The organism is Alcaligenes sp. SORT26 (assembly GCF_017377875.1).
Classification (GTDB): Bacteria; Pseudomonadota; Gammaproteobacteria; order Burkholderiales; family Burkholderiaceae_B; genus Alcaligenes; species Alcaligenes parafaecalis.
Window position 1 is genome coordinate 2,777,133 of record NZ_CP070975.1, and the last position, 23,502, is coordinate 2,800,634.

The window sequence follows — 23,502 nt, forward strand, 5'->3', positions numbered from 1 at the left end:
TTCATCATTCCGCGACGGCGGCGATGCACTCGATTTCCAGCAGGAACAGGGGATTGCCCATATCCGCCGCAATCGTGGTGCGTGCTGGATACTCGCCATCCTTGAAGTAGGTGCGATAGATCTCGTTCATACGAGCAAAGTCACCGGCATTCTTCAGAATCACATTCGCTTTGACGATATGGTCCAGACTGGAGCCTGCTTCTTCCAGCAAGGCTTGCACATTGGCCATGACCTGATGCATCTGGGCATCGAAGTCGTTTTCAGCAATCTGGCGGTCGTCAAAAAAACCGGGTTGGCCAGAGACAAACACGAAGCCATTGGATCGCACAGCAGGCGACAAGGGTGCACGTGGGGGAGTCACTTTGTCGGAACGGATAATTTCTTTAATCATATTCATCTCCTAGTTAGTAGCTTGAGCTCGACTGGCTCTTTTCTTGTGTTCTGTGACAGGTTTACTGGGCACTGGCGCCGGATGCCTTGACGACGGTAGCGGCCATTTCCATTTCAGATTTCAGATACTGGGCAAACTCGGCCGATGTGGTGCCAGCAGGCTCCAAACCTTGAGCCAACAGGCGCTCGCGGATTTCGGGCAGATTCACGATGCGGACAAACTCAGCACTCAGCTGCTCCACAATCGCTGCGGGGGTCCCAGCAGGAACAATCACGCCATACCAGGAGTTGGAGTTCATATTGTCCACACCCGCTTCTTTGAACGTGGGCACCTCCGGGATGGACTCCAGACGGGTGTCATTAGCCAAAGCAATGGCACGCAGCTTGCCGGATTTCACATGAGGCAAAACATCCGGCGTATTGGCAAACATCATGTCCACATGACCGCCCAGCAAATCGTTCAAAGCCGGAGCCTGGCCTTTGTACGGAATATGCAGCACATCAATCTTGGCTTCTGACTTCAGGCGTTCGATAGCGATATGCGGCGATGTACCAGCACCAAAGGATGCAAAAGACAGCTCGCCCGGTTTGGACTTGGCAGCGGCAATCACATCCGCCAGGGTTTTGACCGGAACATCGGGATTCGCCACCAGCAAATGCGGCGTGTAAGCCACCCGGCTAACTGGCGTAAAGTCTTTCACCGTGTCGTAGCGCAAGTTGTCATACAGGCTGGGGTTGATGGCAAAACTATTGGCCACCATGCCCAAGGTGTAGCCATCCGGGGCTGCACGAGCCACGATTTCCGTACCAATCACCGTACCGGCACCCGGCTTGTTATCGATGATGACGGGCTGCTTGAAGTCATCCGACATTTTCTGCGCCAGACTGCGGGTCAGATTGTCCAAGGTACCGCCCGCCGGGAACGGGACAATAATGGTGATAGGTTTGGTGGGATATTCCTGTGCCGACACAAGCGAGGGCACAGCCGTTAAAGCGCTTAATGCAGCCACGCCTGACAGGATTAATTTAAAGCGCATAGTCGTCAACCTTACTCAATAGTAGTGACCAGCTCGCCAATGGCAGAGATGCGAGCCTTGATGACATCGCCCGGCTCCAGAGAGCGAGGGGGTTGCAGGGCAAAGCCCACCCCAGAGGGTGTGCCTGTCGCAATAATGTCCCCCGGCTCCAGGGTCATGCCCGCCGACAACTGGGCGATGATGTTGGACACATCGAACAACATGTCCGAGGTATTGGCGGATTGGCGCAGCTCGCCGTTCACTTCCAATTCAAGATCCAGCGCGTTGGGGTCTGCAATGGCAGTCTTCAGGGTCACGACAGGCCCAATCGGGCACGTGCCGTCCAGGGATTTGCCCTTGAACCATTGGCCATGCAGCGCTTGCAGATCACGCGCCGTAATATCGTTGATCACCGTGTAGCCAAAAACATAATCCAGCGCGTCCTCCGGGCTGATGTCGCGGCCTTCCTTGCCGATCACAATGCCCAGCTCCACTTCGTAATCCAGCATCTTGGTATGGGCGGCGTGACGGCTGACCAAGGCCTGATGCCCGACTACCGTCGTAGGCGGTTTGCTGAAAAACTCCAGCGCTTTGGGGAAGTCATCGGCGGCACGACCACGTGCCAGATTGCCTTCCACGATATGGGCGCGGTAGTTGCGGCCTACACAGAAAATGTTCTTGGAGGGGTTGGGGATCGGGGCCAGAATGCACAGATCCTGGGCCGCATAGATAGCGACATTGGCCTGGGCGGCCTGCTCCATCAAAAGCTGCAGGCTGATCAATACCTCATCGCCCATAAAAATGGCATCAATGACTTCCGTAGGGGCCTGCCGACCGCTCAAGGGGTGATCCACCCTGCCCCAAGCCTGTGTCAGATCCACGACGCGATCATCGTCCAGCATCCCGCCCAAACGCGTTTCCCCCGCGTCTACAAACGTCAGTAACCTCATTACAGCGACCCTCCCGATTGGATGTTGTTGGAACTGTTCAGGGTTTGGGTCAACAGCCCTTGCACGTGCTCGCGTGCCAATCGGTCTGCCAGCGCCCCATCCCGTTTTTCAATAGCGTCGATCATGGCCAGATGCTCGGCCAAGGATTCATGCGCACGCTTCAGGCGTTCGATGGTCTTGGTCTTGAGCATGTCGCGGTGCCCAAACGACTTCCAAACCTTCTCCAACAAGCTATTGGCGGCCAAACGCATGATGGCGGCGTGAAACTCCACATTGGCTGCCGCGTATTCGCTGACACGCTCTTCCACATTCTCTTGATTGAAGGGCGCAAACAGAGCGCGCAAGGCATCCACATCCCGCTGCGAGGCATTCAAGGCGGCCTCACGGGCCGCAAAGGCTTCCAGTTCAATACGCAACTTCAGCCATTCGATGTAGTCCTGTTTGGTCAAGGGCGAGAGCAAAGCCCCGCGCCGAGGTTCCATGGTCAAAATGCCTTCCTGCCCCAAACGCAGCAGCGCTTCGCGTACCGGCGTACGGCTGACATTGAGCATCTTGGCCAGTTCCTCTTCCCGAACCCGCACCGGCTCATCAATGTTTTTCACCAGGCCAAGAACGTGAGCACGCACCGACTCATACACCCCATCGCTGTGACTTGTTGTTTTGATCGTGGTCATTGCTTTCCTATTTTGCATTCATTTTTCATTAATTGTATACAAGACTGAAAGTTGGTACACATTGGTGTTTATACGGACGAAAAAAAAGCCCTGGCAAGCAGATGCTTGCCAGGGCTTTGATGTTCAGTCCCGCTAAGAGCTAGGCCTTAGAACGGAATATCGTCATCCATATCGGCCAGATTGTCCGACATAGGAGCTGTATTACGTGGGGCCTGTTGCTGTTGTTGCTGCTGGGGAGCAGGACGCTGTGCACGTTGCGGTGCAGGAGCACCACCGCCACCACCACCGCCGTATTCGCCACCACCCATGCTGCCACCGCCGCCGCCCATATCGCCGTCACGACCACCCAGCATTTGCATTTGCTCGGCAATGATTTCAGTGGTGAATTTGTCCTGGCCATCCTGACCCGTCCATTTACGGGTGCGCAGACGACCTTCTACGTAAACGGGACGGCCTTTGCGCAGGTACTCACCCGCGATTTCAGCCAGACGGTTGTAGAACACCACACGGTGCCATTCGGTTTCCTCGCGGCGCTCGCCGGAGGTACGATCTTTCCACTGCGAAGTCGTGGCAATGGAAATATTGCAGATAGCCGAGCCTTCTGCGCTGTAGCGTACTTCTGGGTCGCGGCCGAGGTTGCCCACCAGAATGACTTTATTTACCGATGCCATGAAAAAAATCCTGTAGTCAAAAATTCAATATCAAGCCGTATTATCGTGGATTCGTGCCTTAATTAACACTCCCTCCCCGCTCCAGGGAGGGCAGTTTTGTCCATGCAAACGATCCGCGTACGGCGCTTTGAACGGCACATCAGACTCACAACCCTGGCGGTGCCGCCTGCTATGCCCAGCTCTTAATTCTTAGGGCCAATCCGGCCACTTTACTTGCTGCTGCCTGCTACGTCTTCGTGCAAGCGTAACAGGCAATGCCTTTTAATATTTATCTTTGAAGCCGCGCGCCGTCAGCAACCAAAGCAAGGCCAGCGCGGCACCGGTCCACAACACCCATTGGGTATGCCCTCGCCCAGCCAGGACGCCCCCAATCAAACCACCGGCAAACACGCCTAGCGATTGAGAGGTGTTGTAAAAACCCAGCGCCAAACCTTTGTATTCCGGTGGCGCCACGCGCGACACCAAAGACGGCTGCAAGGCTTCCAAAACATTGAAACCAATGAAGAACAAGGTCAGCGCCGCCACCATGGGAGCCAGCGAATCTCGCGCCCAAGGCATCAAGGCCAGCACCACCACTAGCAACAACACAGCCAATTCCAGCGCATGTTTGTGACGCTTGCGGGTTTCAGTCCAGAACACCGCAGGCACCATCAGCACAAAAGACACCAGAATGACGGGCAGATAGACCTTCCACAAATCCTGCGTACCGTAGCCGCCCAAAGTCGCCAGAATACCTGGCACCACAATGAACAGAGACATCAGGATGAAGTGCAGACAGAACACGCCAAAGTTCAGGCGCAACAAGTCCATGTGACGCAGCACCTGTCCTGCGGTGACCTGCACGATGGATGCGGGCGCTTTGGGCGCGCTGGGCACCACAAAGGCTGCAATCAGCAAACAGACAAAACCCAGCAAGCTGATGGCCCAGAACAAACCAGACAAGCCAAACTGTCCCACCAGGACGGGCGAGAGCACCAGCGATACGGCAAAGGACAAGCCAATTGAACCGCCCACCATCGCCATAGCGCGTGTCCGCACTTCGGGACGGGTAGAATCCGCAACCCAGGCGGAAATAGCGGCAGATACCGCACCCAGACCCTGAATACAACGGCCCACTGTTACCCAATCAATATTCTGGGCCAAGGCCGAGATCACCCCGCCAATAACAAACAAGGCCATGCCAATGACGATGATCGGCCTGCGCCCAAAGCGATCCGAGGCCATGCCCAAGGGGATCTGCAAGACAGCCTGAGTCAGACCATACGCACCCAATGCCAGGCCAACGCGGGCGGCATCGTTACCGCCGGGCAAAGAATGGGCTGCAACCGCAAAGACCGGAGTCAGCAAAAACAGACCCAGCATCCGACAGGCGAACAGCAAAGCAAGCAAGATGCTGGCCTTGCGCTCCTGCTGAGTCAGACTCAGACGCACAGGGCGCGACTCGGCCGTATTCATGGTTTGGTGTGTACTCATTTAATACTCTGTCACAACTGGGCTGCCAGAGAGCCCGGCTACCCGATCACATAAATCCTGACGCAACGCGCTATAGTAGCAAGTTGCCTTTTGACAAGCCTAAATAAAGCGATGGAAGCCATCCGCATTCGTGGTGCCCGCACCCACAACCTGAAAAATGTCTCCGTAGACCTGCCACGCCACCAGTTGGTCGTGCTGACGGGGCTGTCCGGTTCTGGGAAATCGTCTCTTGCCTTCGACACTTTGTATGCCGAAGGCCAGCGGCGCTATGTGGAAAGCCTGTCCGCTTATGCACGTCAGTTTTTGCAACTGATGGACAAGCCAGATGTGGACTTGATCGAAGGTTTGTCGCCTGCCATTGCCATCGAGCAAAAGGCAGCAGGCCATAACCCGCGTTCCACCGTGGGAACCACTACTGAAATCCACGATTATTTGCGCCTATTGTACGCGCGGGTCGGGACTCCTTACTGCCCTGAACATCACTTGGCCCTGCAGGCTCATAGCGTGAGCCAGATGGTAGACCAGATTCTGCAATGGGAGCCTGAATCCCGTATTGCGGTGCTGGCTCCCATGCATCGTGGCCTGGTGGGTAACTTGCAGCTAGAGCTGCGCGGGCTGCAGGCCCAAGGCTTTGTGCGGGTACGAGTAGATGGCGAGATGTCCAGTATTGAAGACCTGCCTGCGCTGAATGCCGAGCAGGCCCACGATCTGGACCTGGTGATAGACCGGCTGCGTATTCGGCCCGATAGCCAGCAACGTTTGGCAGAGAGCCTGGAAACCGCCCTGGCCACCAGCAACGGACGTTGTCTGGTGGTGAATCTGGATACGGGTCTGGAACAACCTTATTCCAGCCACTATGCTTGCCCGGTCTGCGATTATTCCCTGCCCGAATTGGAGCCGCGCCTGTTCAGCTTCAATAACCCGGCAGGTGCCTGCCCGGACTGTAGCGGCCTGGGGCAAGTGGATGTATTCGACCCCGAACGCGTGGTGGCCTTTCCCGAACTGAGTCTGGCGGGCGGTGCCATTGCGGGCTGGGATCGCCGCAATGCCTTTACCTACACCTTGCTGACCAGTCTGGCGGCCCACTATCACTTTGATATTGAGGCCCCGTTTGAGTCCCTGCCAGCCGAACTGCGTCACACCGTGCTGTACGGCTCCGGCGCTGAAGAAATCCCCTTTCTCTATTTGAATGAGAAAGGTCGCACCACGGTTAAAACTCACCCATTTGAAGGGGTGATTCCGAATCTGCAACGTCGTTGGGCCGAAACCGATTCCAGCGCGGTACGTGAAGAGCTGAACAAGCTGCGTCGCACCCAGACCTGCCCGGCCTGCCATGGGGCACGCCTGCGCCTGGAAGCACGCCACGTACGTATCGGGGACGATCCCGTGCCCAGCCATGCAGGGTGCAAGCACCATGCTGGCACTGCCGCTGTCAGCACAGCAGCCGCAAGCTCGGCAGCCCAAGGACAAGCCAAGGGACTGGCTATCTACGAAGTCGAAGCCCTGGCCCTGTCGGACTGCTTGCAATGGTTCAAGAACCTGTCACTGACGGGTGCAAAAAAAGAAATTGCCGATCGCATCGTGCACGAAATCCAGCTACGGCTGGAGTTCTTGAACAATGTGGGACTGAACTACCTGTCGCTGGATCGCAGTGCCGACACTATTTCCGGTGGCGAAGCCCAGCGTATTCGCTTGGCAAGCCAGATCGGCTCTGGTCTGACCGGCGTAATGTACGTGCTGGACGAACCATCTATTGGCCTGCACCAGCGTGATAACGACAAGTTGATCCAGACCTTGCAGCACCTGCGCGACCTGGGCAATAGCGTGATCGTGGTCGAGCACGACGAAGACATGATTCGCACGGCCGACTATGTCATTGATATGGGACCCGGCGCTGGTGAACATGGTGGACAAATCACCGCCCAAGGCTCGCCTGCTGAACTGGCTGCGAACCCGGAGTCTCTAACGGGCCAGTATCTGTCCGGCAAGCGTCAGATTGCCATCCCCACACGTCGCCCGGTGGATGACAGCCTGAACTGGCTGCGTCTGTACGGTGCCAGCGGCAATAACCTGAAGTCGGTGGACCTGGCGATTCCGGCTGGGCGACTGGTCTGCATTACCGGCGTATCCGGCTCGGGCAAGTCCACGCTGATCAACGACACACTGGCTACCGCTTTCTCGCACCTATTGCACCGTGCCCATGCCGAGCCCGCGCCTTACGATCGCATGGAAGGCCTGGAGCATTTCGACAAGATCATCACGGTCGACCAAACCCCGATTGGTCGCACCCCGCGCAGTAACCCGGCCACATACACAGGCATGTTCACCGCTATTCGTGAGCTGTTCGCCAGTGTGCCCGAGGCGCGTCTACGTGGTTACGACCCAGGGCGCTTCTCTTTTAACGTCAAAGGTGGCCGTTGCGAAGCGTGTCAGGGCGATGGCGTGGTCAAGGTAGAAATGCACTTTCTGCCAGACGTCTACGTCCCTTGCGATGTATGTCAAGGACGTCGCTATAACCGTGAAACACTGGATATACGCTATCGCGGCCGCAACATCAGCGAAGTGCTGGAGCTGACGGTTGAGCAGGCAATGGAGTATTTCGATGCCGTGCCTAGCGTGGCTCGCAAGCTGACTACCTTGATTGATGTGGGCCTGTCGTATATCCGGCTGGGCCAAAGCGCCACGACCCTGTCGGGCGGTGAAGCACAGCGGGTGAAGTTGTCACTGGAACTGTCCAAACGCAGCACTGGCCAGACGCTGTACGTGCTGGACGAACCTACAACAGGCCTGCACTTCCAGGACATCGCTGTCTTGCTGGAAGTGTTGGACAAGCTGGTGGAGTCCGGCAATAGCGTGGTTGTCATTGAGCACAATCTGGATGTCATCAAGACGGCAGACTGGATTGTGGACATGGGCCCGGAAGGTGGACACGGTGGCGGTCAAATCGTGGTGCAAGGCACCCCGGAGACAGTCGCGGCCTGCGAGCAAAGCCATACAGGACGTTATCTGAAGCCTTTGTTGCAGCGCTAAGAGCCAGCCGCCTGGCAAAGTCGAGCTATCAGGCCTACATCTTGAAAATAGCGTCGTGCTCGCGGATGGCGTGGCGGTCCGTCATGCCAGCGATGTAGTCAGCTACAGCACGAGCCTGTGCAATCGGGTCTTCACGCCGATGTTCTGCCGCCAACAAGCGCGGATCATCCACAAACGCCTGAAACAGGTCTCGCACAATGTGTTGCGCCTTGTTCATCATGCGCACCACTTTGTAGTGACGGTACAGATTGGCGTGCAAAAACCGCTTGAGCTCATCTGCCTGGGCGCGCATCTCTGGCGAGAATCCGGCAAGGCGTGGCAGATGTCGAATCGCATCGACACTATCAGGGCGGTGCTCTTCCAGCTTGGCGCGAGTCATGTCCGTTAAATCCACCACCAGGGTGTTGATCATGCCGCGAATGATTTCAGCCACCAGCCGCTGCCCTTTCAAACCCGGATACTGGGCCTGCACACGCTCGTAGTGATCACGGAACAAACGCAGTTCCAGCAATTGTTCCAGCCGGATCAGGCCGGAGCGCAAGCCATCATCAATATCGTGATTGTTGTAAGCAATTTCATCGGCCAGATTGGCCATTTGTGCTTCCAGAGACGGTTGCGTGCGTTCAATAAAACGTTGACCGACCTCGCCCAACTCGCGAGCGTGCCTGAGCGAACAGTGCTTCAAAATCCCCTCGCGGGTTTCAAAACACAGGTTCAAACCATTGAAGGCGGCGTAACGCTCTTCCAGCTCGTCCACAATGCGCAGACTTTGCAAATTGTGCTCAAAGCCCCCTGCTTCGGGCCGCAATTCCTGCATACAGCTATTAAGCGTGTCCTGGCCTGCATGTCCAAACGGGGTGTGGCCCAGATCATGGGCCAGAGAAATCGCTTCGATCAGATCTTCGTGCAAACCCAGATTGCGGGCAATGGCCCGCGCCAACTGGGCCACTTCCAGACTATGCGTCAATCGTGTTCGGAATAAATCACCTTCGTGGTTAATGAAAACCTGTGTTTTGTATTCCAGCAGACGAAAGGCATTGCAGTGAATAATGCGGTCGCGGTCCCGCTGAAAGGCGTTGCGGCCTTGGGGCGCTGCTTCTGCATAACGCCGACCGCGGGACTGTTCAGGGTGACAGGCATAAGCGGCAAGCATCTGCATCGGCTTTACTCCTGTTCCACCGTTGTAAAACGGGCCAGCACCTGGCGCACCACATCCGGCGCAACAGCCTGTACCTTGGCATGGCCTAATTTATCCAGCAGTACAAAACGCAGTTGGCCGCCCTCGTTTTTCTTGTCCACCTGCATCAGCTCCAGCCAACGGTCCGCAGGCCATTGCGGCGGGTTGATCGGGCAGCCACTGGCTTGCACCAGGGCTTTGATACGGGCCACATCCTGCGCAGGCAAGCCGCAAACCAGGGCGGACAACTCGGCAGCCATAATCATGCCGCAACCCACGGCCTCGCCGTGCAGCCACTGGCCGTAGCCCATACCGGACTCGATTGCGTGACCAAAAGTGTGACCAAAATTCAGAATGGCGCGCAGGCCGGATTCGCGTTCGTCTTGAGAAACGACTTCGGCCTTGACCTCGCAGGAGCGGCGAATTGCATAGACGATCTGCTCTTGCTCCAGGGTGCGCATGGGGCCGATCTGCTCTTCACACCAGTGAAAGAAATCCAGGTCATAAATCATGCCGTATTTGATGACTTCTGCCAGACCGGCAGAAATCTCGCGGGCGGGCAAGGTCTTGAGTACATCGGTGTCCACTTCCACCGCGATAGGCTGGTAGAACGCGCCCACCATATTCTTGCCCAACGGATGGTTGATCGCAGTTTTGCCACCGACCGAGGAGTCCACCTGCGCCAGCAAGGTCGTAGGCACTTGCACAAAGCGCACGCCACGCATGAAGCAGGCAGCCGCAAAACCCGCCATATCGCCAATAACGCCACCGCCTAGAGCCACAATCAAGGCCTTTCGGTCCAGATGATCACCCAGCAACGCGTCAAAAATCAGGTTCAGGGATTCCCAGTTCTTATAGGCTTCGCCATCAGGCAACTCAATGACATGGATAGGCTTGCCCGTTGTGGCCAGGGCTTGCTTCACAGGCGCCAGGTACAAGGCGGCCACCGTGGGGTTGGTGACAATGGCAATAGCAGACGTATCGGCTGGCACCGTGTCTGCAAGCTGCGCCAGACGCCCGGCGGCGATATGGATGGGGTAAGCGCCACCCTGGGCGTCAACATGCACTACAGACATTTAGCAACCTCGTTCTTTCAACAGGGACAATAAGTGGCGCACCGCATGATGGACTGGCGCCGAGCCAGTCTCAAAGCGGACGTCTGCCACTTCTTCATAGAGGGGTTCGCGCGCTTGCAGCAGTTCCTGGATACGGGCGCGTGGGTCCGCCGTTTGCAACAGCGGTCGGTTACGATCTCGGGCCACGCGGCGATACAGTTCATCTACCGTGGCGCACAAGTACACTACGATACCGCGATCTTTGATGATCTGGCGATTGGCCTCGGACAAAATGGCCCCACCTCCGGTCGCCAGCACAATACCGGTCTGGCGCGAACAAATATCGAGCACCGCAGATTCACGTTTGCGGAACCCTTGCTCACCTTCGAACTCAAAGATAGTGGACACTCGCACGCCGCTACGGGCTTCCAGCTCGTGGTCCAGGTCCATAAACTCGCGCTTGAGCTCTCTCGCCAATTGACGACCAATGGTCGTTTTACCGGCACCCATCATGCCCACCAGAATAATGGGACGTGGGCCAGTTTGTTGTAAATGGAGCAGCTCGGCGTCTGATAAGGGATCAGGATGTTCTACAGGCATCAGCTCGGCGGGTAAAGAGTGGTTCATTTGTGTATTATCCCATTAGCCTTCCCTAAGCAACGCCCGTCGCTTAGTATTATTTTGTTACATTGATACTTGGTTTGAGGCCCAGTCCTGCTGCGTTTGGACTTTAAAATCAGCCCTAATGAGTTCTTCTTCCCGCTCCCCTAATTCAAAACCCGAGCAAAGCTCCGGTTCCTGGCTTGCCCGCCTCATCATCAAGACCTCGGTCTTTTTTGTGGGGCTTGGTCTGTGTGCCGCCCTGCTCGGATCGCTGGCGTTGGCGCTGGCCTGGCCAAACCTGCCTGACCTTAGCGCCATGATCGACTACCGCCCCCGAGTGCCACTGCGCATTTATACGGCGGACAAAGTGCTGATCGGCGAATTTGGCGAAGAACGCCGCAATGTGTTGCGTTTTGACGAAATCCCCGATGTCATGAAATCGGCCATTCTGGCGGCCGAGGACGACCGTTTCTACCAGCACGGTGGCATTGACTGGATGGGCGTGGGTCGCGCAGCCTTGGCCAATATGACCCATATGTCCAAGACACAAGGGGCCAGTACGATCACCATGCAGGTAGCACGTAACTTCTACCTGTCATCAGAAAAGACCTATACCCGGAAGTTCTACGAACTGCTGCTGACCTTCAAGATTGAGGCCACGCTGTCCAAAGACCAGATTCTGGATCTGTACATGAACCAGATTTACCTGGGGCACCGCGCCTATGGTTTTGCCGCGGCCTCACGTACGTATCTGGGCAAACCGCTGGGCGAAATTACCACGGCGGAAGCCGCCATGCTGGCCGGTATCCCCAAGGCTCCTTCGCGCTTTAACCCTATTGCCAACTTTGAGCGTGCAAAAACACGTCAAGGCTATGTGCTGGGCCGTATGCGCACACTGGGTTACATCACCGAGCAGGAATACCAAGAAGCTCAGGCCCAGGAAATCGTTGTGAAATCGGCCTTGGGTACCCCTGCTGGCGGTTACGCCATTCATGGTGAATACGCGGCTGAACTGGCTCGCCAACTGCTGTACGGCGTCTACCAAGACAATGTGTACTCGCGCGGTTTCAACATCTACACCACCATCAAGTCCAGTGACCAGGAAGCCGCTTACCTGGCGGTGCGCAATGGTATTTTGGACTACACCCGCCGTGCGCCTTACACCGGCCCACAGGGCCAGGTAGATTTACCAGCCGGTATTGAAAACGATCACGCCCAACTGGACACGATTCTGGACGACCTGCAAGACAAATACCCGGATACCGGCGATCTGCTGACGGGTGTCGTGCTGGACGCCAACCCCAACCAGATTCGGGTTGCTCGTACTGCCCAGCAAATTATTGACGTCAATGACAAGCGCGCCCTGAAAATCGTGGCTCGCGGTCTGGTCAACAATGCCAAAGCAGACGTGCGCATTCAGCGCGGCTCCGTGATTTATCTGTTCCGCAATGGCGATTACTGGGAAGTGATCAATATGCCTGCGGTCCAGGCGGCCTTTGTGTCGGTACGTCCACAAGACGGCGCGATTCAGGCCATGGTCGGTGGTTTCCACTTCTCGGACGGGAAGTTCAACCGTGTGACCCAAGCCTGGCGTCAACCCGGTTCAGCCTTCAAACCCTTTATCTACGCCTCCTCGCTGGAACGCGGCCTGACTCCTGCTACCCAGATTTCGGATGAACCTTTTGTTCTGACAGCGGCCCAGACCGGCTCCAAGCCCTGGACACCCAAGAACTACGGGCGCACCTACGAACCCATGCTGACCATGCGTCAAGGTTTGTACAAGTCCAAAAACATGGTGTCCATCCGTATCATGCAGGCCGTTGGTCCCAAGTACGTTCAGGAATACGTGACCCGCTTTGGTTTCGATAAAGCTCGTCAACCTGCCGTTCTGCCGCTGGCCCTGGGTGCCGGTAGCGTGACGCCACTGCAGATGGCCGGTGCTTACTCGGTCTTTGCCAACGGCGGTTACCGTACCGAGCCCTTCCTGATCGACTACGTTACAGACAGCACCAACAAAGTCATCATGCGAGCCAAACCGATTGTGGCTGGCGATGCCGCTGCCCGCGCCATCGACGCCCGCACGGCTTATGTCATGAACGATTTGCTGCGCGGTGTGGCTACCTCCGGTACAGGCGCCCGTTCCTCACGTGAATTGAAGCGTACGGATATCGGCGGCAAGACCGGGACCACCAACGACTCGCAAGACGCCTGGTTTGCCGGTTACACGCCAGACTTGGTCGGTATTGCCTGGATGGGCTTTGACAAGCCACGCAGCCTGGGTTCGGGTGAAACCGGCGGCGGTGCTTCCATGCCTATCTGGATCAACTACATGCGCGCTGCGCTTAAAGACAAGCCTATCGTGCCTCCCGGCCCTATGCCTTCGGGTCTGTCGCGCATCAATGGGGACTTCTACTTTGACGAATTCCCGCCCGGACAAGCCATTGCCCGCGTCGGTCTGCCCGCTCCGGGTGACGGCGCCCTGCAACAGGGCGGTGGGGATCCAAACGACGGTATTGGCGATCTGCTGCGGCAACTGGACTCTGACTCCGGTTCCTCGGGTGCCCAAGCACAACCTTTCGTCCCCTTTTAATTATCTGTACCCAAACGCCGGCCTAGCCGGCGTTTTTTATGCTTTGCCCTTCCCAATGGCATAATGCTCTGTATTGCCCGCACTAGCTCACCACTTATGAACAAACTACGTTCCTCCCGCCTGCTGGCCTTGCTGGCACTTAGCGTTTTTCTTAGCGCTTGCGGCTACAAAGGCCCCCTGTACCACCCTCCTGCGCAGGAAGCAGCGGACGCCCAAACAGCGCCGCGCTGATTTCCGCCCTGCTCGCTTAACCTCTGTTATTTGACGACACCATGACCGTTGCACCTCACTTCCAATTTCAGAACAACACGCTGCACGCCGAGCAAATTCCCCTGAACAAGCTGGCTGAAGAATTCGGCACCCCTCTGTATGTGTATTCCCGCCAAGCCTTGCGCGACGCCTGGGAGTCCTATCGAGTGGCAGGTCAAGATCGCAAGTTGTTGGTGTGCTATGGCATGAAGGCCAACTCCAATCTGGCCATTCTGCAAGAATTCGCCCGCCTGGGTACCGGCTTTGACATCGTCTCCGGTGGTGAGCTGGCCCGCGTGATCGCCGCGGGTGGCGACGCCGGTAAAGTGGTGTTCTCCGGTGTTGGCAAACAGGTTTGGGAAATCGAAGCCGCCCTGAAAGCAGGCGTGAAGTGCTTTAACGTCGAATCCGAAGACGAGCTGGAGCGTGTCGCCCAGGTTGCTGAACGCATGAATGTGAAAGCGCCTGTTTCCTTGCGCGTGAACCCGGACGTGGACGCGGGCACCCACCCGTACATCTCCACCGGTCTGAAAGACAATAAATTTGGTGTGCCTATTGATCAGGCCCCACGCATCTACGCACGCGCTCAAGAGCTGCCTAGCCTGAACATTGTGGGTGTGGACTGTCATATCGGCTCGCAGATCACCGAAGTGAGCCCCTATCTGGACGCGCTGGACAAGCTGATCAAGCTGATCCTGGCCCTGAAAGAGCAAGGCGTTAACCTGATCCACCTGGACTTGGGCGGCGGCTTGGGCATTCGCTACACCGACGAAACCCTGGTGACCCCCACCCAGTTGCTGACCGAAGTCTTTGCCGCTCTGGACAAGAACGGCCTGGGCCACCTGGAAATCGTGCTGGAGCCCGGCCGCTCCATGGTGGGCAATGCCGGTGTGCTGCTCAGCCGCGTGGAGTACCTCAAGCATGGCGAGACCAAAAACTTCGCCATCATTGATGCCGCCATGAACGACTTGATCCGCCCCACGCTGTACGACGCCTGGCACGGCGTGGAAGCGGTAGAACCTCGTCCAGTGACCGAGGCTACTCCCCGCTACGATTTGGTTGGCCCTATCTGCGAAAGCGGCGACTGGATAGCTCGTGACCGTCAGTTGGAGCTGAAACAAGACGATCTGGTCGCCATCATGTCCGCCGGTGCCTACGCCTTTACCATGGCCAGCCAGTACAACACCCGCCCCCGTGCGGCTGAAATTCTGGTCGACGGCGACCAGGTTCATGTGATCCGCCCCCGCGAAACCCTGGAAAGTTTGTTCGCCACCGAACGATTGCTCCCTTAAGAGCAAGGCAAGAATACAGGTAACAACCATTCAGCCTTAAAGAACTCTCGAATCTGACCGTAAAACAGGCCGGGACTGCACTGCCATCAGCAGGCATCGCAGTCCCGGCCTGTTGCGTCCTGTCCTAGTCGGGAAAGCACAGATTTCGCTGTCAGTGGCCAGACAGTTCGATGGTAAGCGCTGGAGGCTGTACCACCATCATGACCACCCCAGGGATACCGACACACGGCTTTGAGCCTGTTACTTCGGCCAGCGAGCGCCTGATTCGCGGCTTAAGTCTTTACGTCATCCCTTTGTTTCTGATCATGCTCACTTTATGGGCATTACTGTTCCTGCCGAATCGCTACCCTGCCGTTCCCGGGCAAAGTTTGGGCATTCAGGCGCTGGCCAGCCAGCAAGAGCATGCGGATCCAGAGTTACTGACGCAATTGGAAAGTGCCCCGTCCCGGCAACGGTTGCACCTGAGCGAGCCTCATTGGCTGCTGCTGACCCTGCCTGCTCCTTTCCCCCAGCAGGACCAGGTCCTGCACTTTCCCGCCTCCCCGATTTCCTCGCTGCACTGTCAAGACGCCCGCAGCGGTCAGGCCCTGCGCAATAGCGAACTGGACCCGCCAACCCCGCTATCACCCGCCCCGGTCAAAAGCTACACCCTGGAGCTGGGCCAGGCGAACCACCCCGACACCGTGCTGTGCCGTGTAGAAACCTCCCGTCCCACCCTCTTGCAAGCCCAGCTCTGGGCCAGCGCTGACGTCACCAACTCCTCCATTCGTCTTAGCCGTGGCATAGGCCTGCTGGAAGGCGGCTTGCTGACCATGGCCATGTTCATGCTGGTGCTGGCCGCCACCAACCGCGCCTGGATCTACCTGCTGCTGTCGGTCTGGTTGATTGGCAACCTGCGATTGGGTTCGATGGCCATGGGTTGGGATACCCAGTGGTTAGGCCAGATCCTGCCCTCGCAATACATGCCAGTACTGCGGCAAGTCACCATCGCCTGCTACTTCATCCTGAGCTATTCCCTGTTCACTGTCTTGCTGGGCAACTCCATCACCACCGCACGCCTGCAACGCTTGCTCCCCACCGTCGGCATCCTGGGCCTGATCCTGCTGCCCGTGTCCCTGCTGGCCCCGCCCTCGGTGTTCCAGCCCGTCATGTGGATCAGCACCATCTACGCCCTGTGCTGCGTGTCTGCCGTCCTGTTGTCCATTCTGCTGCACACCCGCTCACGTATCTTGCTCTGGCAACTGGTACTGCTCAGCATGGCCCTGTGCATGCTGATCTCGGCCATCTTCCTGGTGGCCTTTGGTCGCTCCAGCTTTGTTGAAAACTTCAACGGCGTCATCGCCTTCCTGCTATCCAATCTGATGGTGGCCCTGGCCGTGGGCGAGCGCCTGCGTGAAGACCGCAGCGAATCCCTGCGTGCCCGCAACGAACTGATGGCGCATTACCTGCTGACCCCCGTGGGCATGTTCACCTTGAACGAGTCCGGTGTCTTTCTACGCATCAGCCCCATCTTAGCGCGCATGCTGAACATCGAAGCCGACCCGAGCGAGAGCACCATTCACTGGACCAACTTCTTCCCGGAACAAGACTGGAAAGCCGTCGCCCAAAGTACCCAGAATGGCCAGGACGTCACCATTACCTACTACGACAGCGACGCCCAACCCTGCCAATTCGCCTTACGCGTCGCTATCGTCAACCAGTGCATCGAAGGTTCCCTGCAAGACACCACCGCCCGCGCCGAGACCTACCGACAACTGCGCCTGATGGCCGACAACGACCCGGTCACCAACGTCCTGAACCAACGCGGCATCGAAAAAGTCCTGGATGGCCTGCTGAGCCGCAGCCAGGACGACAAGCCCTGCCTGCTGGCCTACCTGGACCTGAACCACATCAAATACGTCAATGGCACCTTCGGCCACTCCTCGGGCGACGCGCTGCTGCTGAAAGTCTGCGAGCAACTGGAATCCGTCCTGCGCAGCAAAGACAAAATCGGCCGCATTGGTAGCGACGAATTCGTCATCGTCTTTGAAGACTGCGAACCCGAACAGGCCCGTGTGCTAGCCAATAGCGTGCTGGAGTCACTAAACAAGAGCCCCTTGATCGCAGGCAACCGCAGCTTCAACCTGCGTAGCACCCTGGGCCTGGTCGAAGTGGCACCTGGCATGGCCCCACAAGAAGCCATTTCCGCCGCCAGCCGAGCCGCCCGCGACGCCCGCCGCCTGCATCAAGACATGATCATCTACGAGCAGGACTCCAACGCCCTGCAAGAACACGCCGAAGAACTGCGTCTGTTTGAAGAACTGGAAGGCGGCTCCTCGCGCGCGCTGTACCTGGAAATGCAGCCCATCGCGGCGCTGCGTCGCCCCATGGACAGCCTGAACTTCGAGGCCCTGCTGCGCGTGCGGGACTCCTCCGGCCAACTCATCCCCACCGGCCGCATCATTGCAGCAGCCGAAGAAAGCGGCACCATCACCATCATCGACAAATGGGTGTTCTCGGCCACGCTGGAGTGGATGTCCAAACACGAAGCCCAACTGACAAAAACCCAATGGGTCACCATCAACCTGAGCGGCGTGTCCCTGAACGACGACACCTTCATCCAATGGTTCTTCGACATCCTGGCCCGCTTTGAACACCTGGCTCGCCGCCTGTGCGTAGAAATCACCGAAGGCGTCGCGCTGGACGACCTGGAACACACCCGCAACTTCATGCGCCGCCTGCAGAAAATGGGCGTACGCATCGCATTAGATGACTTTGGAGCGGGCTACACCTCCTTCTCCTACCTGCGCGAACTGCCCGCCGACGCCATCAAAATCGACGGTGCGCTGATCTGCGACATGCTCAAAAAAGAGACCAACGTCGCCATCGTGCGCACCATCGTCGAACTGGCCAACAACCTGGGCATGATAAGCATCGCCGAATGGGTAGAAGACGTCCCCACCCTGAAAGCCCTGCAAGAACTGGGCGTGGACTACGTACAAGGCTTCATCATCTCCAAAGCCTGCACCCCCGCAGACCTGCTCAAAGCCAAAGCCATGCCCGACCTGGTCAACGACCCGGCAGCCCGCCAGTTCCTGATCGAATCGCAAGATAAACACCCGCCCGCCATGTAAACAAATAGCCACCCAAGCCCCATAGAAGGCTTGGGTGGCAAATAACTGGGCCTTCCGCCATCTGTGGACGCGCACTCGTTTCAAATGCAATGGGAAAGCTATAAATGCTTTCCTAACATCATCACCGTCACTCCGACACCCAGCCAAGCCATATCAAAGCCCTGAGTCAACAAGCCTCATCACGCCACTTACTACCGCGTGATACCCGACTCTAAATTTTGCATTTCGGGCCGGTTACCGCTCCAAGTGCAGACGCGTATCTAAGGCAAAAGCAGTAAATAGATCCAAGGTTCAATACAAACGCCCCGCTAGCTTTGACTTTGACGGCCTGGGTCAGGGGCGACATAAATAAACACTGTGAGCCGCTGGTGTGCTGGGCGGGGGTGTCGGGGCGATTCAGAGAGCTTGCCGCAGGCAGAAGATCGCGTAGGGATACAAGCATCCTGCTGTTTGAGCACGACGCTTATAGTTTGTCCGGGGGACAAACTATCGTGCGAGTTCAGGATGCGCCCTACGCGATCTTCTGACCAGGGCACCGGTGCGCAGCACCGGCAAGCGCTCAAGCCCCGGCACCCCCGCCCAGCACACCAGCGGCGTCTCCCAGCGCTTATTCCCCCTACGAAGACCTCCCCACCAAGCGTCCGAAACAAGCGACCACAAAAAAACCCGAGTCCGGCATCCAGCCAAACTCGGGTTTCCCAATTCTAAAACCACCATTCCGAAGCCCCAACACAAGCACCTCAGAACGGCAAAAAAACCTTACAGCTCCCCGTAGGAATGCAGCCCCGACAAGAACATATTCACGCCCAGGAACGCAAAGCTGGTAATCAGCAGCCCACCCAGCGCCCAGTACGCCGCCATCGTGCCACGCAGCCCCTTCAGCAAACGCAAGTGCAACCAGGCCGCATAGTTCAGCCACACAATCAAAGCCCAAGTCTCTTTCGGGTCCCACTGCCAGTACGTACCCCACGCATCAGCGGCCCACAAAGCCCCCAACACCGTCGCCACCGTAAAGAAGGCAAAACCCACCGCAATCGCCCGGTACATGATGTCATCAAGCACCTCCAGCGAAGGCAGCTTGCGCGAAATCGGACCACGGAAATACAGAATCGTGCCCACGATCACACTACCGATACCGAAATACAACATCCAAGTAGGCGACAACTCGCGCGAACCAAAAATCATGGGCTCGGCACACAGAATCGCGCCGAGCAAAAACACCGGAATCAGCTTGGCACGCGAACGCGTCTCGCCATTTTCCTTGACCAGATACGCAAAGCCCACCATGGCCGCCAAGGAGAACGTACCGTAACCAATAAAGTTGGCCGGCACGTGCAGCTTCATCCACCAGCTTTTCAGCGCAGGCACCAAAGGCTGAATCTGATGCGCATCACGCGTGAAGGAATACCACAGCAGGAAAATAACCAGCGAGCTGATCGCCAACAGCACAAAGCCACCCAAGGCACGCGTGTTGTAACGACGCTCGTAATACATGTAGAACAAGGCCGTAATCAGCGCCAACAACACAAACACTTCATACAGATTGCTGACCGGAATATGACCAATATCCGGACCCAGCAAGTGACCTTCGCGCCAGCGCACCAGCAAACCCGTCATCCCGGCATAAACCGCTGCCCAGGTCAGCCCCGAACCCATCCAGGCTGCCGTATTGCTGAAGAAACCAGCCCAGTACATCACCGTAGCCAGAATAAACAGCGCACACATCCACAAAATAGCGGACTGGGAAGAGAACAAATACTTCAGCAGAAAAACAGAATCGGCCTTCTCAATGTCACCTGTACTGAGGCCATCGCCCGTGCTGTACAGCCAGACCGCCAGCAAAGCCGTCAGACCCGAGAGCACCAGCAAAGTGCGCAGTGGACGCCACAACCACCCCAGCCAGGCCACAAAGGGCACGAACGCCACCAGAATGATCTTCTCGTAGTAATCCATGCTGGTGCTGTAAGCATTGAGCGCATACGCCGCACCCAAAGCCAGCACGATCAGATACAGCACATCCGTCCAGTCCGGACGGCCACGGATACCGCGCCGGTCACCACTGGAAGCGATATTGTCTTGCCACATCGAGGGAGTGGCCGAAGAAAGGGTCTGCGCCATAGTAGCTACACCTTGTCAGACAGATAGCCGGTTGAAAGCCGCTTTCAGGCGATCAAACTCGAGGTTAAAGTCCAAGTTGCGACGTTGAGAGGTCATGGCAGCCATCAAACGGCTACCTTGGTTGTGAGGGCGAATCCAGACCCACACGCGGCGATCCCGGATATAGAACATCGAGAACACGCCAATAATCAGAAACAAACAACCCAAGTACACAATGTACATGCCTGGGCTGCGTGCCACCTGGAATACGCTGGCCTGAACTTGCTCAAAGCTGTCCAAGGTCAACATAACTGGAGCGGGGTAATCGGGCAGGTTGGCAAACGCCAGTACAGCAGACTGAATCCAGCGATTGGCATCGCTGTTTTCCTGACTGTAATCCAACTCTGGCAAACCTTGTTGCTGTCTGACCAAATCACGCAATTCCGACAGTGTGAACTGAATCATGGGAATCGCAAAACCCAGAATACGCTCGCGCTCGGCCTCCGGGACACGGCTGATCAAGCCGTCAAAACCGGCACGTACAAAAGTCTGCAAAGCCGTCCTGGAAGCGGAGAGCATCAGCTCTTTTTGCTCGGGCGAAGAAGAATTACGTTCGGCAAAACGCTCGGCCGCCTGATTCACCAGGGCTTCGTTCTGCGTAGCCGCACGCAAATCCATGAATTCTTTCAAGGAACCCTTGTCGTCAGCCGGGAAACGCACATAGCGGAACGGCTCGGCGGGCGAGAAGCGCATACCAGCCAGGAACACCAGGGTGCCATCCAGCTCCACAGGCAGCATGTAGTTCACAAACTCGCGGGACTGACCTTGATCGTCAATCAAGCGATAGTTCACGCTGGGGCCGACGTTCTTCAAATGCTGATCTTTCTTGTTGGCAGCGCTACCGGTCACAGCGGCAACGTGTTCAATCATGGCCTTGGGCTGAGGATCGCCCTCAGTCAGGTTTTCCACGTTGATGGGGCGCAGCTCGGTCAGTTGCACCGTCAAAGCATGTTCGTTGGGGCTTTCCTGGGCCGCAATGCCTACGGTCTCGCCCACTTTACCGTTCAGAGCAAACGTCTTGGAACCAGTACCGACCAAGGGATAGCCCTTCAGGCTAAGAATACTGCCACCATCGTCAAAGCCGGACTGATAAACCGTAACGCCCTTGTAGCGCAGGGGCTCGTTCACCTCGATGGTGCGCTCGAACGTATCGCCCGTGACCGGATCGGTTACTTCCACTTCGCTCTTGAAGCTGCTAGGCATGCCGGTCGAGTAGTACTCCACCAGGAAACGCTTGAGTTCCAGGGCGAAAGGCAGGGGCTGAATCAGGACGCCATCACCAGAATTGATAACCGCCGTTGCCGTACGGGCGCCCTCAGGCACCAGCATATTGGCGCGGAAGCTGGGATTGCCCAGACCCAGTCGACCCGACTCGGGCACCTGGGAAATCAGCATGTTTTCAGTAATGGGCTGTTTGCCACCCAGCCACACTTGCACTCGCACGGGCAATTCGCTGTCCAGCAGACCACCCACACAGATCACCACAATGGCCAGGTGAGCAAAGATGTAACCCAGCTTGTTGGCGCTGCCCTTCTTGGCCGCCATCATCATGCTGCCGTCGTCATCCTGACGCACGCGCACGGCGTAACCCTGGGACTGCAACCATCCCTGCACCTGCTCGCGACTATGGGCAGGCGCACCGGCACTTTCCAGTTCGACACGATGGGGGAAGGCTTTCAGACTGCCGCCGCGCACATGTTCTTTGAACGTGCGCATCTCGCGGATCATCTTGGGGGCATTGCGAATGACGCACAGCGTGGTCGAAACCACCAGAAACGTCATGATGACCATGAACCAGCCACTGTTGTAGATGGACCAGATCGAGAAATGATCGAAAAACTCAAACCAGTACGGCCCGAATTGATCGATATACGTATTAGCAGGCTGATTTTGCGCCAGAACAGTGCCGATCAGGCTGGCTACGCAAATGAACATCAGCAAGCTGATGGCAAAGCGCATCGAACCGAGCAATTCCAGGAAATCGGCCGCAAAGCGACGTACAGGGGATACTTTTTTCACAAAGGCTAGCTTAGGAGGTGGGGGGTTTCACCGGAAACATCCAGACTTGGAGCGCAGAACACGCACAAAGTTCGATTACTGGACAAAACACCAACACGAGACCCGGCCCAAATCGGCACTGCCCGTTGTTAAGGCACCCAAACCGCCACGACCTTCAGGAAGAAGCTGGGGCCCAAGCGAATGTCAGGGTGTAGACAGTCAGGGGGCCAATGGCCCCCTTTGACTGATTAACGCAGGCCGGCTGCGAAATCTGACACAGCAGCAATGTCGGAGTCCGACATACGGTCTGCGATGTCATGCATCATCGGGCCATTGGCACGGTCGCCACTGCGGAACAATTTGAGCTGTTCGGCGATGTAGGCAGGGTGCTGACCCGCAAGACGGGGGAACTGACCGGGCATACCAGCGCCATCAGGCGAGTGGCAAGCGGCACAGGCCGCAACACCGCGCTCGGGCAAACCGCCGCGCCAGATCTTTTGGCCGCGTTCCATGGTGTCTTCTTTGCTGGCGTTAGCAGCCTGTTCCCAGTCCACGGACTGTTGGGACAGATACAACGACACGTTTTTCATGTCTTCTTCAGTCAGGCCAGCCGCGATAGCCGTCATCAGGCTATTGGCGCCTTCTGGGCCACGACGCGAGGGCTGGGACTTTTCGTCCTTGGCACGGAAATCGTGCAACTGCTTGACCAGGTACTCGTACGGCTGGTGAGCCAGCGACGGGTTCACTGGAATAATGCTGTTGCCGCCATCCCCGTGACAGGTCACACAGGCCAGCACACCACGCGACATCTCACCTTGCAGGTAGAGCTGCTCGCCTTTGGCGGCATCTGGCTTGGCCAGACCGGCTGCATTGGCCACGTTAGCGGTAAAAACCACAGAGCAAGCCATCGTCAGGCTGCTTGCGATAACGACTCGGGAAAGCGCACGCTTCATTTGGACCTCGATAATCGCGAATCAATCGGGGTGCCGCATGCGCCCCGCAAAAGCCACCGTAAGCCGCTGGTCAGTACCCAGTGGAATACGACATTACTGTTTCAAATCGAG

17 protein-coding genes are annotated in these 23,502 nt (G+C 57.1%); 5 read left to right on the top strand and 12 right to left on the bottom strand.

Annotated features, from left to right (window positions below):
* Positions 1–4: 4 nt before the first annotated feature.
* The 6 genes from JYG33_RS12725 to JYG33_RS12750 all read right to left on the bottom strand — a co-directional run bounded on the left by JYG33_RS12725 (position 5) and on the right by JYG33_RS12750 (position 5,174).
* Positions 5–391, bottom strand: a complete 387-nt coding sequence (locus JYG33_RS12725; RefSeq protein ID WP_207872583.1) for a RidA family protein — start codon at positions 389–391, stop codon at positions 5–7.
* A gap of 61 nt (positions 392–452) precedes the next feature.
* The gene (locus tag JYG33_RS12730) at positions 453–1,427 is read right to left on the bottom strand and encodes a tripartite tricarboxylate transporter substrate binding protein (RefSeq protein ID WP_207872584.1); all 975 of its coding nucleotides are present in this window, start codon (positions 1,425–1,427) and stop codon (positions 453–455) included.
* A gap of 11 nt (positions 1,428–1,438) precedes the next feature.
* Entirely contained in the window at positions 1,439–2,356 is a 918-nt protein-coding gene (locus JYG33_RS12735; RefSeq protein ID WP_207872585.1) for a fumarylacetoacetate hydrolase family protein, read from the bottom strand.
* Entirely contained in the window at positions 2,356–3,030 is a 675-nt protein-coding gene (locus JYG33_RS12740) for a GntR family transcriptional regulator (RefSeq protein WP_207872586.1), read from the bottom strand. The genes JYG33_RS12735 and JYG33_RS12740 overlap by 1 nt, the downstream gene beginning before the upstream one ends.
* A 146-nt stretch (positions 3,031–3,176) precedes the next feature.
* Complete coding sequence (ssb, locus tag JYG33_RS12745) at positions 3,177–3,701, bottom strand: single-stranded DNA-binding protein (RefSeq protein ID WP_207872587.1); 525 nt, start codon at positions 3,699–3,701, stop codon at positions 3,177–3,179.
* Between the two features lie 261 nt (positions 3,702–3,962).
* Positions 3,963–5,174: an MFS transporter gene (locus JYG33_RS12750; RefSeq protein WP_207872588.1), complete on the bottom strand. Its 1,212-nt coding sequence runs from the start codon at positions 5,172–5,174 to the stop codon at positions 3,963–3,965.
* A 111-nt stretch (positions 5,175–5,285) separates the two neighbouring features.
* On the opposite strand from JYG33_RS12750, the gene uvrA reads away from it, so the two are divergent.
* Positions 5,286–8,204, top strand: coding sequence for an excinuclease ABC subunit UvrA (uvrA, locus tag JYG33_RS12755; RefSeq protein WP_207875853.1), 2,919 nt, complete (start codon positions 5,286–5,288; stop codon positions 8,202–8,204).
* Between the two features lie 34 nt (positions 8,205–8,238).
* Here the strand turns inward: uvrA and JYG33_RS12760 are convergent, their stop codons facing one another.
* From JYG33_RS12760 to JYG33_RS12770, 3 genes are read right to left on the bottom strand one after another with little or no spacing between them, the layout of a single operon-like run.
* Positions 8,239–9,363, bottom strand: a complete 1,125-nt coding sequence (locus JYG33_RS12760) for a deoxyguanosinetriphosphate triphosphohydrolase (RefSeq protein ID WP_207872589.1) — start codon at positions 9,361–9,363, stop codon at positions 8,239–8,241.
* Between the two features lie 5 nt (positions 9,364–9,368).
* Positions 9,369–10,457, bottom strand: a complete 1,089-nt coding sequence (gene aroB, locus JYG33_RS12765) for a 3-dehydroquinate synthase (protein WP_207872590.1) — start codon at positions 10,455–10,457, stop codon at positions 9,369–9,371.
* On the bottom strand, positions 10,458–11,063 hold the full coding sequence (locus tag JYG33_RS12770; RefSeq protein WP_042485349.1) for a shikimate kinase: 606 nt from the start codon (positions 11,061–11,063) through the stop codon (positions 10,458–10,460).
* A gap of 118 nt (positions 11,064–11,181) precedes the next feature.
* Here JYG33_RS12770 and JYG33_RS12775 point away from each other — a divergent pair, with 118 nt between their 5' ends.
* From JYG33_RS12775 to JYG33_RS12790, 4 genes are all read left to right on the top strand, one after another.
* Positions 11,182–13,629, top strand: a complete 2,448-nt coding sequence (locus JYG33_RS12775; protein WP_207872591.1) for a PBP1A family penicillin-binding protein — start codon at positions 11,182–11,184, stop codon at positions 13,627–13,629.
* A gap of 96 nt (positions 13,630–13,725) precedes the next feature.
* Positions 13,726–13,860: a lipoprotein gene (locus JYG33_RS12780; RefSeq protein ID WP_080655585.1), complete on the top strand. Its 135-nt coding sequence runs from the start codon at positions 13,726–13,728 to the stop codon at positions 13,858–13,860.
* Positions 13,861–13,901: 41 nt separating this feature from the next.
* Complete coding sequence (gene lysA / locus JYG33_RS12785) at positions 13,902–15,170, top strand: diaminopimelate decarboxylase (RefSeq protein WP_207872592.1); 1,269 nt, start codon at positions 13,902–13,904, stop codon at positions 15,168–15,170.
* Between the two features lie 200 nt (positions 15,171–15,370).
* Complete coding sequence (locus tag JYG33_RS12790) at positions 15,371–18,283, top strand: EAL domain-containing protein (protein ID WP_243430172.1); 2,913 nt, start codon at positions 15,371–15,373, stop codon at positions 18,281–18,283.
* Between the two features lie 759 nt (positions 18,284–19,042).
* Here JYG33_RS12790 and ccsB read toward each other — a convergent pair.
* The 3 genes from ccsB to JYG33_RS12805 all read right to left on the bottom strand — a co-directional run bounded on the left by ccsB (position 19,043) and on the right by JYG33_RS12805 (position 23,391).
* On the bottom strand, positions 19,043–20,401 hold the full coding sequence (gene ccsB, locus JYG33_RS12795) for a c-type cytochrome biogenesis protein CcsB (protein WP_207872593.1): 1,359 nt from the start codon (positions 20,399–20,401) through the stop codon (positions 19,043–19,045).
* Positions 20,402–20,416: 15 nt separating this feature from the next.
* Positions 20,417–22,459 carry a cytochrome c biogenesis protein ResB gene (locus JYG33_RS12800; RefSeq protein ID WP_207872594.1) on the bottom strand — a complete coding sequence of 681 codons (2,043 nt, stop codon included), beginning with the start codon at positions 22,457–22,459 and terminating at the stop codon, positions 20,417–20,419.
* A gap of 227 nt (positions 22,460–22,686) precedes the next feature.
* Positions 22,687–23,391, bottom strand: a complete 705-nt coding sequence (locus JYG33_RS12805) for a c-type cytochrome (protein ID WP_207872595.1) — start codon at positions 23,389–23,391, stop codon at positions 22,687–22,689.
* Positions 23,392–23,502: the final 111 nt, after the last annotated feature.

What these genes read in the sequence shown, in the direction of transcription:
- ccsB (WP_207872593.1), bottom strand. Translation starts at nt 20,401, where the DNA reads ATGGCGCAGACCCTTTCTTCGGCCACTCCCTCGATGTGGCAAGACAAT.
- aroB (WP_207872590.1), bottom strand. Translation starts at nt 10,457, where the DNA reads ATGTCTGTAGTGCATGTTGACGCCCAGGGTGGCGCTTACCCCATCCAT.
- JYG33_RS12760 (WP_207872589.1), bottom strand. Translation starts at nt 9,363, where the DNA reads ATGCAGATGCTTGCCGCTTATGCCTGTCACCCTGAACAGTCCCGCGGT.
- JYG33_RS12735 (WP_207872585.1), bottom strand. Translation starts at nt 2,356, where the DNA reads ATGAGGTTACTGACGTTTGTAGACGCGGGGGAAACGCGTTTGGGCGGG.
- ssb (WP_207872587.1), bottom strand. Translation starts at nt 3,701, where the DNA reads ATGGCATCGGTAAATAAAGTCATTCTGGTGGGCAACCTCGGCCGCGAC.
- JYG33_RS12730 (WP_207872584.1), bottom strand. Translation starts at nt 1,427, where the DNA reads ATGCGCTTTAAATTAATCCTGTCAGGCGTGGCTGCATTAAGCGCTTTA.
- lysA (WP_207872592.1), top strand. Translation starts at nt 13,902, where the DNA reads ATGACCGTTGCACCTCACTTCCAATTTCAGAACAACACGCTGCACGCC.
- JYG33_RS12770 (WP_042485349.1), bottom strand. Translation starts at nt 11,063, where the DNA reads ATGAACCACTCTTTACCCGCCGAGCTGATGCCTGTAGAACATCCTGAT.
- uvrA (WP_207875853.1), top strand. Translation starts at nt 5,286, where the DNA reads ATGGAAGCCATCCGCATTCGTGGTGCCCGCACCCACAACCTGAAAAAT.
- JYG33_RS12790 (WP_243430172.1), top strand. Translation starts at nt 15,371, where the DNA reads ATGACCACCCCAGGGATACCGACACACGGCTTTGAGCCTGTTACTTCG.
- JYG33_RS12805 (WP_207872595.1), bottom strand. Translation starts at nt 23,391, where the DNA reads ATGAAGCGTGCGCTTTCCCGAGTCGTTATCGCAAGCAGCCTGACGATG.
- JYG33_RS12775 (WP_207872591.1), top strand. Translation starts at nt 11,182, where the DNA reads ATGAGTTCTTCTTCCCGCTCCCCTAATTCAAAACCCGAGCAAAGCTCC.
- JYG33_RS12725 (WP_207872583.1), bottom strand. Translation starts at nt 391, where the DNA reads ATGATTAAAGAAATTATCCGTTCCGACAAAGTGACTCCCCCACGTGCA.
- JYG33_RS12750 (WP_207872588.1), bottom strand. Translation starts at nt 5,174, where the DNA reads ATGAGTACACACCAAACCATGAATACGGCCGAGTCGCGCCCTGTGCGT.
- JYG33_RS12740 (WP_207872586.1), bottom strand. Translation starts at nt 3,030, where the DNA reads ATGACCACGATCAAAACAACAAGTCACAGCGATGGGGTGTATGAGTCG.
- JYG33_RS12780 (WP_080655585.1), top strand. Translation starts at nt 13,726, where the DNA reads ATGAACAAACTACGTTCCTCCCGCCTGCTGGCCTTGCTGGCACTTAGC.